General features: G+C 63.9%; 14 protein-coding genes. 10 read left to right on the top strand and 4 right to left on the bottom strand.

The annotated features are described in order from the left end of the window. Window positions 1–90: 90 nt before the first annotated feature. Entirely contained in the window at window positions 91–1,674 is a 1,584-nt protein-coding gene (locus AB6804_RS08210; RefSeq protein WP_370886038.1) for a S41 family peptidase, read from the bottom strand. 181 nt (window positions 1,675–1,855) lie between these two features. Then, window positions 1,856–2,602 (bottom strand): 2,3-diphosphoglycerate-dependent phosphoglycerate mutase, encoded by a 747-nt coding sequence (gene gpmA, locus AB6804_RS08205; RefSeq protein ID WP_370886037.1) that lies wholly within the window; start codon window positions 2,600–2,602, stop codon window positions 1,856–1,858. A gap of 186 nt (window positions 2,603–2,788) precedes the next feature. Between gpmA and AB6804_RS08200 the strand changes: the two genes are divergently transcribed. The 5 genes from AB6804_RS08200 to AB6804_RS08180 are packed head-to-tail and all read left to right on the top strand — an operon-like array spanning window position 2,789 to window position 5,591. Further along, window positions 2,789–3,214, top strand: coding sequence for a rhodanese-like domain-containing protein (locus tag AB6804_RS08200; protein ID WP_244793595.1), 426 nt, complete (start codon window positions 2,789–2,791; stop codon window positions 3,212–3,214). Continuing rightward, window positions 3,211–3,471 carry a glutaredoxin 3 gene (gene grxC / locus AB6804_RS08195; protein WP_035961843.1) on the top strand — a complete coding sequence of 87 codons (261 nt, stop codon included), beginning with the start codon at window positions 3,211–3,213 and terminating at the stop codon, window positions 3,469–3,471. The genes AB6804_RS08200 and grxC overlap by 4 nt, the downstream gene beginning before the upstream one ends. 54 nt (window positions 3,472–3,525) lie before the next feature. After that, entirely contained in the window at window positions 3,526–3,996 is a 471-nt protein-coding gene (gene secB, locus AB6804_RS08190; RefSeq protein ID WP_035961842.1) for a protein-export chaperone SecB, read from the top strand. A gap of 41 nt (window positions 3,997–4,037) precedes the next feature. Continuing rightward, a complete protein-coding gene (locus AB6804_RS08185; RefSeq protein WP_370886036.1) occupies window positions 4,038–5,036 on the top strand; it encodes an NAD(P)H-dependent glycerol-3-phosphate dehydrogenase in 999 nt (332 codons plus the stop codon). Between the two features lie 24 nt (window positions 5,037–5,060). Next, on the top strand, window positions 5,061–5,591 hold the full coding sequence (locus tag AB6804_RS08180; protein WP_370886035.1) for an O-acetyl-ADP-ribose deacetylase: 531 nt from the start codon (window positions 5,061–5,063) through the stop codon (window positions 5,589–5,591). On the opposite strand, the gene trmL is transcribed toward AB6804_RS08180, so the two are convergent. Next, entirely contained in the window at window positions 5,564–6,034 is a 471-nt protein-coding gene (gene trmL, locus AB6804_RS08175) for a tRNA (uridine(34)/cytosine(34)/5-carboxymethylaminomethyluridine(34)-2'-O)-methyltransferase TrmL (RefSeq protein ID WP_244793591.1), read from the bottom strand. The genes AB6804_RS08180 and trmL overlap by 28 nt on opposite strands. A gap of 26 nt (window positions 6,035–6,060) precedes the next feature. After that, window positions 6,061–6,846 (bottom strand): phosphoribosyltransferase family protein, encoded by a 786-nt coding sequence (locus tag AB6804_RS08170; RefSeq protein WP_370886034.1) that lies wholly within the window; start codon window positions 6,844–6,846, stop codon window positions 6,061–6,063. A 105-nt stretch (window positions 6,847–6,951) separates the two neighbouring features. On the opposite strand from AB6804_RS08170, the gene AB6804_RS08165 reads away from it, so the two are divergent. The 5 genes from AB6804_RS08165 (at window position 6,952) to AB6804_RS08145 (ending at window position 12,261) form a co-directional block, all read left to right on the top strand. Next, on the top strand, window positions 6,952–7,938 hold the full coding sequence (locus tag AB6804_RS08165) for a methyltransferase domain-containing protein (protein ID WP_370886033.1): 987 nt from the start codon (window positions 6,952–6,954) through the stop codon (window positions 7,936–7,938). Between the two features lie 267 nt (window positions 7,939–8,205). Then, window positions 8,206–8,682, top strand: coding sequence for a DUF2244 domain-containing protein (locus AB6804_RS08160; protein WP_035961941.1), 477 nt, complete (start codon window positions 8,206–8,208; stop codon window positions 8,680–8,682). Between the two features lie 47 nt (window positions 8,683–8,729). Further along, window positions 8,730–10,352 (top strand): cytochrome c oxidase subunit II, encoded by a 1,623-nt coding sequence (coxB, locus tag AB6804_RS08155; protein WP_370886032.1) that lies wholly within the window; start codon window positions 8,730–8,732, stop codon window positions 10,350–10,352. 92 nt (window positions 10,353–10,444) lie between these two features. Then, window positions 10,445–12,058 (top strand): cytochrome c oxidase subunit I, encoded by a 1,614-nt coding sequence (ctaD, locus tag AB6804_RS08150; protein ID WP_035961940.1) that lies wholly within the window; start codon window positions 10,445–10,447, stop codon window positions 12,056–12,058. Window positions 12,059–12,120: 62 nt separating this feature from the next. Beyond that, complete coding sequence (locus AB6804_RS08145; RefSeq protein WP_035961835.1) at window positions 12,121–12,261, top strand: cytochrome oxidase small assembly protein; 141 nt, start codon at window positions 12,121–12,123, stop codon at window positions 12,259–12,261.

Below are 12,261 nucleotides of genomic sequence, written 5' to 3'. Positions count from 1 at the left end.
AAAAAGACGGCGCGCTTGAACGTAACATTCTAAGCGCGCGGGGAGGGGAAGCGGCTTCGCGGCGCGATGCCGCGAAGCCTTGCTGCATGCTTACTTCGACTGCTGCGCGGTCGGCGACGAAGCCGGCACGGTGCCCGAAGCCGGCGACGAGCCCGGCGCGGCGGGCGCTGCCGGTTGCGCAACGACCGGCGCGGACGCCGAGCGCGGCGGCTTGTTCTGCGCGAGCTTGCGCTCGGCGAACGACTTCGATTCGACGACCTGCTTGCCTTCGAGCTTGTTCAGCGCCTGCTGGAGCATGAAGTCGTCATTGCTGCCGAATTCGACCGGCTTGCGTTCGCGATCCTTGCGGCGCTGCTCCGGCGTCTTCTTGTCGTTCTGCTCTTCGAGCAGACGCAGTTGCTCCAGACGATCCTGCTCGCGCTGGTCCTGCTCCTTCTTCTCGTTCGGGTCCTGCGTGTTCGCGAGGTGGTTGGAATAGTCCACTTCGCGCGTCACGAGCGCGTCGTCGGGATCGCCGTCCGCGTACTGGTCCACCGGCACGTCCGGGCGCACGCCCTGGTTCTGGATCGATTTGCCGCTCGGCGTGTAGTAGTACGCCGTGGTCAGGCGCAGCGCGGTGTCGGCGGTCATCGGGCGAACGGTCTGCACCGAGCCCTTGCCGAACGTCGTCTTGCCGACGATCAGCGCGCGATGATGATCCTGCAGCGCACCCGCGACGATCTCCGAAGCCGACGCCGAATAGGCGTTCGTCAGCACGACCATCGGCACCTTCTTGAAGACTTCCGGCACGGTCTTCAACGGGTCCTGATCGAAGGACGGCAGACGATAGTTGTCGTAACTATCCCGGAACGTCTGCTTGGCGTCCGCGATTTGCCCGTTTGTCGACACGACGATGGCGTTATCCGGCAGGAACGCGCCCGCGACGCCGACCGCGCTCTGCAGCAGGCCGCCGCCGTTATTGCGCAGGTCGAGCACGAGGCCCTTCAGGTTCGGCTGCTGGCGCGCGAGGTCTTGCAGCCTCGCCGCCAGATCCGGCACCGTGCGTTCCTGGAAACTCGTGATGCGGATATACCCGTAGCCGGGCTCCGGCACCTTCATCTTCACCGACTGCACGCGAATGACGGCGCGCGTGACGGTCAGCGGGAAGGTGCGGTCGTCGCTCTTGCGGAAAATGGTCAGCGTGACCTTGGTGCCCGGCTCGCCGCGCATCTGCTTGACGGCCTTGTCGAGCGTCATGCCGCGCACCGGCTTGTCGTTGATACGCGTGATGAGGTCGCCCGGACGAATGCCCGCGCGGAATGCAGGCGTGTCTTCGATCGGCGAAATTACCTTGATCAGCCCGTCTTCGGACGAAATTTCGATACCCAGGCCCGCGAAGCGGCCCTTCGTCTGCTCCTGGAGCTCTTCGTAATCGGTCTTGTCGAGGTAGGACGAGTGCGGGTCGAGGCTCGACACCATGCCCTTGATGGCGGCGGTGAGGAGCTTCTTGTCATCGACGGGTTCGACGTACTCGTGCTTGATTTGCCCGAACACTTCGGCGAAGAGCCGCAATTGATCGAGCGGCAGCGGTGACGATGCGGCTTGCTGAGCAGACGCGGAGATCTGCAAGGTGGCGAGCGCGCCGGCGGCAACGCCTACGGCGATCAGGCCGAAGTTTTTCAGGTTCTTTCGCATAGAGAGTGCGTTCGGAATCGAATGAGCAGCATCGTGGGTGACGGGCCAGTATACCCGCTCCCCTCCAAAGACGACTTAAACGCAACTTAAATGCCCGGGGTGCAGCCGGGCGACAGCAATGCGCCACGGGCGCTTCCGACGAAGCGCCCGTGGATGGACAGATCTTGCGAAGCCGAGAGTGTCAGCCCGCCTTGCCCTGCTTGGCGACCGCTGCCTGCGCGGCGGCGATGGCGTCGGCGTCGCCGAGATAGTAGTGCTTGATCGGCTTCAGGTTTTCGTCGAGTTCATAGACGAGCGGCACGCCGTTCGGAATGTTCAGCCCGACGATGTCCGCGTCCGAAATCTCGTCCAGATACTTCACGAGCGCGCGCATGGAATTGCCGTGCGCGGCGATCAGCACCTGCTTGCCCGCCTTGATGGCCGGCGCGATGGACTCGTTCCACACCGGCAGCACGCGTGCCACCGTGTCTTTCAGGCATTCGGTGAGCGGCAACTGCTCGCGCGGAACCTTCGCGTAGCGCGGATCATTGAAGGACGCGCGTTCGTCGGAAGGATCGAGCGCGGGCGGCGGCGTGTCGTAACTGCGGCGCCAGACGAGAACCTGCTCGTCGCCATACTTCTTCGCCGTTTCCGCCTTGTTCAGCCCGGCGAGCGCGCCGTAGTGGCGCTCGTTCAGGCGCCACGAATGGACGACCGGGATATACATCAGGTCCATTTCGTCCTGAACGTGCCACAGCGTGCGGATCGCCCGCTTGAGCACCGACGTGTACGCGATGTCGAACGTGAAGCCGGCTTCCCGCAGCAGCACGCCGGCCTGACGCGCTTCGCGATTGCCCTGCTCGGTCAGGTCGACATCGACCCAGCCGGTGAACCGGTTTTCCTTGTTCCACGTCGATTCGCCGTGGCGGATGAGCACTAGCTTGTACATGTTTGATAGGTCGGTCAGTTGAGAAAGCGCTTGCGCCGATTCGCACTCCGTCATCCTGCCATCGCGCGTGGAGTGCCGCCATCGGCCGGATGGCCTGGGCCATCGCGGGAAACGGTTATTTTATAATGCCGGGATTGCCCTCATTTTCCTTTCTCCCTTCTCCACTATCTTTCGGCGGCCCTAGACGTGAAGTTTTTCACTGATTACACGAATATCGCACTCATCGTCATTGCGCTCATCTCCGGCGCGCTGCTCCTGTGGCCCGCCATCACGCGTCGCGGACGCGGCGGGATTTCCGCAGCCGAAGCCACGACGCTGATCAACCGCCGCAACGCCGTCGTCGTCGATATCCGCCCTCCCGCGGAATTCGCGAAAGGCCATCTGCCGTCGGCCCGCAATATCGACGCGGCGGAGCTCCAAGCAAAGATCGGCCAGATCGCGAAGAATAAGAGCAATCCGGTCGTGCTCGTTTGTCAGACCGGACAGCAATCGCAGCGCGCCAGCCGCACGGTGTCGGAAGCGGGCTACGCTGAGGTCCATGTCTTGCAAGGCGGGGTAGATGCCTGGCAAAAGGCAGGAATGCCGGTCGTAAAACAAGGAGCCGTCAAGTGAAGAAAGTCATCATGTACAGCACCCAAGTGTGCCCGTATTGCCAGATGGCCGAACGTCTTTTAAAGTCCCGCGGGGTCGAAAGCATCGAGAAAGTGCTGATCGATCGTGAACCGGGCCGCCGCGAGGAAATGATGCAGCGCACCGGACGCCGCACCGTGCCGCAGGTTTATATCGGCGACACGCATGTCGGCGGCTATGACGATCTTTCGGCGCTCGACCGCAAGGGCGGTCTCGTGCCGCTGCTCGAGTCGGCCTGACACACCACACGCTGCCCGGTCACGCCGGGCAACCGAATTACCTAGGGAATTACTATGTCCGACGAGAACAACCAGCCGTTTTTCAACATTCAGCGCATTTACCTGAAGGACATGTCGCTCGAGCAGCCGAACTCGCCCGCCATCTTCCTCGAACAGGAAATGCCGTCGGTTGACGTCGAAGTCGACGTGAAGGCCGACCGCCTGGCGGAAAGCGTCTTCGAAGTGCTGGTGACGGGCACGGTCACGGCGAAGGTCGCCGACAAGGTGGCCTTCCTGATCGAAGCGAAGCAGGCCGGTATCTTCGATATCCGTAACATTCCTGCCGAGCAGGTCGACCCGCTCGTCGGCATCGCATGCCCGACCATCCTCTTCCCGTACTTGCGCTCGAACATCGCCGACGCGATCACTCGCGCCGGTTTCCCGCCGATCCACCTCGCGGAAATCAACTTCCAGGCGCTGTACGAGCAACGTCTCGCGCAACTCGCGAGCGCGCAGGAAGGCGCGGCGAACGGCGCGACGCACTAAGCGTCATCGCCTTGTCCTGACTCTGCCGACCGGAGCCGAGCATGAAAGTAGCCGTTCTCGGCGCCGGCGCATGGGGCACCGCACTGGCGGGCCACCTTGCGGCACGGCACGACACGATGCTGTGGGCGCGCGATCGCGCGCTCATCGATTCTCTTTCCCAACGTCACGAAAACACGCGCTATCTCGCGGGCGTGCGCTTGCCTGAGTCGCTCGCGTTTGAAGCGGACTTCGGCATTGCGCTGAAACACGCCGCCGCGCCGGATGCGCTGTGCGTCGTTGCGACGCCGGTTGCCGGCTTGCGCGCGCTGTGCCGCGCGATGCGTCAGGCGAACGTCGTTCCGGCGCATATCGTCTGGCTTTGCAAAGGCTTCGAAGCGGACACGCAATGCCTGCCGAACGAAGTCGTCGCCGCGGAGCTTCCCGGCCACGCGAGCAACGGCACGCTGTCGGGGCCGAGCTTCGCGCGCGAAGTGGGGCAAGGCTTGCCGGTCGCGCTGACCGTGGCGAGCCCGTCGGCGGATTTGTGCGCACGCACGGTCGCCGCGTTTCATCATGGCGCGATGCGCATCTACACCGGCGACGACGTCACCGGCGTCGAAGTGGGCGGCGCGGTGAAGAACGTGCTCGCGATTGCGACCGGCATCTCCGATGGCCTCGGCCTCGGCCTCAACGCCCGCGCGGCGCTCATCACGCGCGGGCTCGCGGAGATGTCGCGCCTGGGCGTGGCGCTGGGCGGCCGCGCCGAGACGTTCACCGGACTCACGGGCCTCGGCGATCTGATCCTGACCGCCACCGGCGACCTGTCGCGCAACCGCACGGTCGGCATGCAACTGGCGAGCGGCCGCACGCTCGACGAAATTCTTGCCGCGCTCGGTCATGTGGCCGAGGGCGTGCGCTGCGCGCGCGCGGTGCTGTCGCTGGCGCAGTCGCGTGGCATCGAGATGCCGATCACGCACGCGGTATGCCGCGTGCTCTTCGATAACGTCGCGCCGCGCGACGCCGTCCAGGCCCTGCTGAACCGCGACGCGAAGGCCGAATAGCGCCACGTTTCTCCGGAGCGCGTCATGGTTCAACTCGAAGCCGTAGTCGCGGATATCACCACGCTCGAAGTCGACGCCATCGTCAATGCGGCGAACAGGTCGCTGCTGGGCGGCGGCGGTGTCGATGGCGCGATTCATCGCAGAGCGGGGCGCGGCCTGCTGCGCGAGTGCGAAACGCTAGGCGGCTGCGAAACCGGCGACGCGAAGATCACCGGCGGGTACGACCTGCCGGCCCGGCACGTCATTCACGCGGTCGGGCCGCGGTGGAACGGCGGCAAGCGCAACGAGGCTGAACTGCTCGCGCGTTGCTATCGGCGCTCGCTCGAACTCGCGAACGAAGCGCACTGCAAGTCGATCGCGTTTCCGGCGATCAGTTGCGGCATCTATCGCTTTCCGGTGGAGCAGGCGGTGCGGATCGCGGTATCGACCGTCATCGACGCGCTGCCGCACACGCCCTCGGTCGAGCGCGTCGTCTTCGCCTGTTTTCAGGACGCCATGCTCGCACTCTATCTCGCCGAACTGGCGGCTCAAGCGCCGCCTTCGAAGCCCGCCTGACGCCAGGCTTCGAACGTCACGATCGCCACCGTGTTCGACAGATTCAGGCTCCGGTTGCCCGGACGCATCGGCAGACGCACGCGCTGCTGATTCGGAAAGCGGTCGAGCAATTCGGGCGCGAGGCCGCGCGTTTCCGCGCCGAACACGAACCAGTCGCCCGGCTTGAACGCGTGGTCGAAAAAGGGCGTCGAGCCGCGTGTCGTGAACGCGAACATGCGCGCCGCATCGGGCGATTCCTTCGCGATGAACGCATCCCAGTTGGCGTGCACGTTCATTTCGGCGTACTCGTGGTAATCGAGTCCCGCGCGGCGCAACTTCGCGTCATCGAGCGGAAAGCCGAGCGGCTCGATCAGATGCAGCCGCGCGCCCGTGTTGGCGCAGAGACGGATGACGTTGCCGGTGTTCGGCGGGATTTCGGGCTCGACGAGTACGACGTTGAACATGGATTGCAGGATTCCGGCTGAGTTGATCAATCTTTCGGCGTGCGCAGCGCGACGAAGTTCGTGACGCGGCGCGCGCCCGCGAGCTTGAGCGTGCGGGCGAGGGCGTCGAGCGTGGCGCCGGACGTCATCACATCGTCGACGACGCCGACATGCTTGCCGCGCACATCGCTTCGGACGACGAACGCGCGCGCGACATTGCGCCTGCGCGTATCGACATCCAGTTTCGATTGGGCCGCAGTATGAATGACGCGGGCGATGAGCGCGGCATCGGCACGAACGGCGAGGCGTCCCGCCAGCGGGCGCGCGATCGCCCACGCCTGGTTGTAGCCGCGCGAGACGAGCCGCTTGCGCGACAACGGCACCGGCGCGATGACATCGGGCGGCGGCAGGCCGCTGTCTTCGAACATCGCGTGCAGATGACGCGCGAACTCCGCGCCGGCAGCAAGACGTGCGCGAAACTTCAGTTCGACGGCGAGCTGGTCGAGCGGCGCGCGGTAGTCGGCAAGCGCGAGGGTGTCGTTGAACGCGGGCGGATTGTTGAGACATGCGGCGCAGTGCAGCCGCACGTCTTCCCGATCCCGCCTGACGTACGACGGCGCGAGCGGCATCGCACAGGTCGCGCACCGGATGCGCCGCTCGTTCCAGTTCTGCTCGTCGCATCCGGCACACAGAAGCTGCTGCGACACATTGCCGCATAACGCGCACTGACTCGGCAGCGCGATGTCGAGCGCCTTGCGCGCAATCGTCGCCAGCGCGCGTGCACGCGCTGCGGCGAACGCGGAAAACGGCGAAAAATGGCTGACGAGTTTCATGGTGGCGTGCGCGTCGGAAGCCGCGCGACGGGGCCGAAGCCGCCATCGCATGGGCCTATTTCGAGACGACCGAGTATACTTCGCACTCTTCGCGAACTGATCGTCATGTCCCCCACGTCCCCCAAAACTAGCCGACCGGCCTATGATCCGCGCCGTTTGCGCGCGATTTTCGACCGTCGCGCCGCCGCGTTCGACGAAGTCGCGTTCCTGCCGCGTGAGATCGCGGATCGCATGCGCGAGCGTCTGGAGTACATCAAGGTTACGCCGATGCGCGTCCTCGATGCGGCCTGCGGCGCCGGTTCGGATTTGGGGCGTCTGAGGGAGCGGTTTCCCGAGGCGTCGGTGCTCGGAGTCGATATCTCTTCCGCGATGCTCGCGCGCGCCCGCGCCGCTGAAGCCGCGGAAGCGGAGAACGGCGCAGGCTGGCGACGTTTCTTGCCATCGACGCTCGCCCGGGCCTTCGGCGCGCGTGGCCCGCAACTGGCGCAGGCCGATTTCTCCGCGCTGCCGTTCGCGGGCGGCGCATTCGAATTGCTGTGGTCCAACCTCGCGCTGCACTGGCATTCCCGCCCGGACGCCGTGTTGCCCGAATGGCAGCGTGTGCTGAAAGTCAACGGCCTGCTGATGTTTAGCACCTTCGGCCCCGATACCTTGCGTGAGCTCGCCGCCGCGTATCGCGAAGCCGAGCGCACGCTGGGCCTCGCGCCGATGCCGCACACGATCGATTTCGTCGACATGCACGATCTCGGCGACATGCTCGTCGAAAGCGGCTTCGAAATTCCGGTCATGGATCAGGAAGTGCTGACGATCACCTATCGTTCGCCCGAGTCGCTGCTCGCGGATGTGACGCGCTGGGGCGCGTATCCGTTCGAGCGCGCGGACGTTGAACAGTCCGGCGGCGCTGCCGGTGCAGCCTTGCGTGGCGCGGTTCACCGGGCGCTCGAGGCGTTGCGCCGCGATGACGGCACGATTCCGCTGACCATCGAAGTCATCTATGGTCACGCGTGGAAAGCGGTGCCGCGAACGACGGCGGACGGACATGGCATCGTTCGGCTGGAAGATATAGGGCGGGGGCCGAAACGCGGCCGCTAGGGAGCCGTTGGGCGCCCGGTGAACGGCATGACGATTGCCGTAAATAGGGCGCTTGTTATGTCAAGGATTAGCGTGCAAAAGACATGTGAAAAACTGCGTCAATTGGGCGCAGAGGCTTGTGCCGCTTGGCTTTGCGACGCTACGACCCTTGCTTGTGGATGCCACCCAACCCGCCTATAATGCGTCAGTTTGTCGCCCGGACTGACACAAATTTGGGCGAAATCCGAGCAAATGTATGGCATTGCGTGCGGATGGATGGAGGCGGCGATGCAGGCGAGTCAAACGCTGACGGAGTCCGAGCCGGTCGTGAAAGACTGGCTGATGAAACGCAACTGCTCGGTGTCGCCGCGTCAGTTCGTGTGCTTCTATTTGTCGCTTGCGCTGTTTTCGCTGGCAATCGCGACACCGCTTTTTCTGAATGGCGCCTGGCTGGTGCTGCCGTTCACCGGAGTCGAGTTGATGGTCGTGGCCGTCGCGTTCGTAATTTACGCGCGGCACGCCGTCGATTACGAAAGAATCCGGCTGTATCGAAACCGGTTGTTGATCGAGCAGATGAACGCCGAAGTACTGACGCAGTTCGAGTTCAACCCGCGCTGGGTGCGGGTTGAAGCGGGTGCGACGCCGAGAGAGCCGCTTACGATCGTGTCGCGCGGTCAGTCGGTGAAGATCGGACTGCACCTTGCACAGCATCGTCGCAGGCAGTTTGCTGCCGAGTTGCAGGCGTCACTGAGACGCCTTGCCTGAAGAGGAACGGGCAACCAGGCGCGATGCCCACGGGGTCGAGGGTTTGAATGGAAATTTTGGGTAAGGATGCTATGAAAACAATCAAGCGAGCCCTCGCGGGCGTGCTGGCGGCAGGCGCACTGCTGAACGCCGGCGTGGCCCTGGCGGTCAACGACAGTCCTGGCGGTCCCGCTGTGAACGAAATCAACTTCCAGCAGCCTGTGACGAAGATCGCCGAGGAGCTCTACGGCCTCCATATCTTCATGCTCATCATCTGTACCGTCATTTTCCTCGGCGTGTTCGGGGTGATGTTCTATTCGGTCGTGAAGCATCGCAAGTCGAAGGGTTTCAAGCCGGCGCATTTCCACGAAAGCACCACGGTCGAAATCATCTGGACGATCGTGCCGTTCATCATCGTCATTCTGATGGCGCTGCCGGCTACCAAAGCCGTCGTCGCGATGAAGGACACGACCAACGCCGACCTCACAGTGAAGGTCACCGGCTATCAGTGGAAGTGGGGCTACGACTACGTGAAGGGCCCGGGCGAAGGCATCAGCTTCCTGTCGACGCTGTCCACGCCGCGCAGCCAGGTGAACGGCCAGGAGCCGATCTCCGATCTCTATCTTCAGGAAGTCGATAACCCGCTCGTCGTCCCGGTCGACAAGAAAATTCGCATCATCACCACGGCGAACGATGTCGTCCACTCGTGGTACGTGCCGGCGTTCGGCGTGAAGCAGGACGCGATTCCCGGCTTCGTGCGCGACACGTGGTTCAAGGCGGAGAAGGTGGGCGTGTATCGCGGTTTCTGTACCGAACTGTGCGGCAAGGAGCACGCGTACATGCCGGTCGTCGTCAACGTGCTGTCCGCCGACGACTACACGAAGTGGGTCGATGCGCAGAAGAAGAAAATGGCTTCTTCCACCGACGATCCCAACAAGACCTACACGATGGACGAGCTGAAGACGCGCGGCGCGCAGGTCTACGCTTCGAACTGCGCGGTCTGCCACCAGCCGACAGGCAAGGGCGCGGGCCAGTTCCCGGCCATCGACGGCAGCAAGATCGCGAACGGTCCGGTCGCCGAGCACGTGAACATCGTGCTGCACGGCAAGGGCGCCATGCCGCCGTGGCAAACCACGCTGAACGACGTCGAAATCGCATCGGTCGTGACCTACGAGCGCAACTCGTGGAGCAACCACGCAGGCGACATGCTGCAGCCGAAGCAAGTGGCCGACGCCCGCAACGGCAAGATGCCCGAAGGCGGCGCGACGGCAGCGGCATCCGCGCCTGAAGCCGCGAGCGCTGCGGCGCCGGCGGCTGCCGAGGCGAGCGCGCCGGCCGCATCCGGCGCCGAAGCGACGCCAGCGGCTCAGGCTGCAGGCTTGCCGGCCAGCATCTACTTCGAAACGGGCAAGAGCACGCTGCCCGCTGACGCAAACAATGCAGTCCAGACCGCGGCAGCGTACGCGAAGGCCCATCCGGACGCGAAGATCGCGTTGTCGGGCTTCACGGATGCCAGCGGCGGCGCGGACCTCAACGCCGATCTCGCAAAGAAGCGCGCGCAAGCCGTTCGCGATGCGCTGAAGGCGGCAGGCGTGGCCGAAGAACGTATCGTGTTGAAGAAGCCCGAGTCCGTCACGGGCGGCACGGATGCGAAAGAAGCACGCCGCGTGGAAATCAGTCCGGCTGCTTGACATGTCTCGCACGCGCTTCTCCTTCGCCTTGGGCAACGGAGAAGCGTCGAGAAGCCAAGTGCCACGAGTATTCGCTTTAGGAGATGATTGTCATGTCTAGCATCGGACACGATGTAGCCGCGGGTCACGACCACGCGCACGACGACCATGCGCACGAGGTGCCGCATGGTTGGCGCAGGTGGCTATGGGCCACCAACCACAAGGACATCGGTACGCTGTACCTTTTGTTCTCGTTCATCATGTTCCTCTCCGGAGGCGTGATGGCGCTCGGCATCCGTGCCGAACTGTTCGAGCCGGGCCTGCAGATCATGCGCCCCGAGTTCTTCAACCAGCTGACCACCATGCACGGCCTCATCATGGTGTTCGGCGCGATCATGCCGGCGTTCGTCGGTTTCGCGAACTGGATGGTGCCGCTGCAGATCGGCGCATCGGACATGGCGTTCGCGCGGATGAACAACTTCAGCTTCTGGCTGCTGCCGGTTGCCGCCGTGCTGCTGGTCGGCTCGTTCTTCGTGCCGGGCGGCGCGACCGCAGCGGGCTGGACGCTCTACGCGCCGCTGTCGACGCAGATGGGCCCCGGCATGGACTTCGCGATTTTCGCGGTGCACATCATGGGCGCGTCGTCGATCATGGGCGGCATCAACATCGTCGTGACGATCCTGAACATGCGCGCGCCGGGCATGACGCTGATGAAGATGCCGATGTTCGCGTGGACGTGGCTCATCACCGCGTATCTGCTGATCGCCGTGATGCCGGTTCTGGCGGGCGCGATCACGATGGTGCTGTTCGACCGTCACTTCGGCACGTCGTTCTTCAACGCGGCGGGCGGCGGCGATCCGGTCATGTACCAGCACATCTTCTGGTTCTTCGGTCACCCCGAGGTGTACATCATGATCTTGCCGGCGTTCGGGATCGTGTCGCAGGTGATCCCGGCGTTCTCGCGCAAGCCGCTGTTCGGCTATAGCTCGATGGTGTACGCAACCGCATCGATCGCGATTCTCTCGTTCATGGTGTGGGCGCACCACATGTTCGCCACCGGCATGCCGGTGACGGGCCAGCTGTTCTTCATGTACGCGACGATGCTGATCGCCGTGCCGACGGGCGTGAAGGTCTTCAACTGGGTCGCGACGATGTGGCGCGGTGCGCTGACCTTCGAAACCCCGATGCTCTTCGCGATCGGCTTCCTGTTCGTGTTCACGATGGGCGGCTTCACGGGCCTGATCCTGTCGATGGCGCCGCTCGATATCCAGATGCACGGCACCTACTACGTGGTCGCGCACTTCCACTACGTGCTGGTGGCGGGTTCGCTGTTCGCGCTGTTCTCGGGCTGGTACTACTGGTCGCCGAAGTGGACGGGCTGGATGTACAACGAGATGCGCGGGAAGATTCACTTCTGGGCGTCGATGATCACGTTCAACGTCACGTTCTTCCCGATGCACTTCCTGGGTCTCGCGGGCATGCCGCGCCGCTATGCGGACTACCCGGCGCAGTTCACGGACTTCAACCAGATCGCGACGATCGGCGCGTTCGGTTTCGGTCTCGCGCAGGTCTACTTCCTGTTTGCGGTCGCGCTGCCGACGTATCGTGGCGGCGGCGAGCACGAGAAGGCCGGCGACAAGCCGTGGGACGGCGCGCAAGGCCTCGAATGGACCGTGCCGAGCCCGGCGCCGTTCCATACGTTCGAGAACCCGCCGACGGTCGAGTAAGCCGTTTTATCGTGCTGCAAGGCTTCGAAGCGAAGCCTTGCAGCCAGTCAGTTCAGGAAAGCATGGCCCCGAATCCACAAAAAAGACGCACGCCCGAGGAAATCCGCGCGGGCAACAAGCGGCTCGGCCTCGTCATGGTGTTGATCGCCGCCGTCTTTTTTCTGGGTATCGTCGTCAGGCAATACCTGTTGTCGCGAGGATAA

Source organism: Caballeronia sp. RCC_10, from assembly GCF_041360715.1.
Classification (GTDB): domain Bacteria; phylum Pseudomonadota; class Gammaproteobacteria; order Burkholderiales; family Burkholderiaceae; genus Caballeronia; species Caballeronia grimmiae.
Note: the sequence above shows the minus strand (reverse complement) of the source record. Positions and strands in the feature narration are given on the sequence as shown.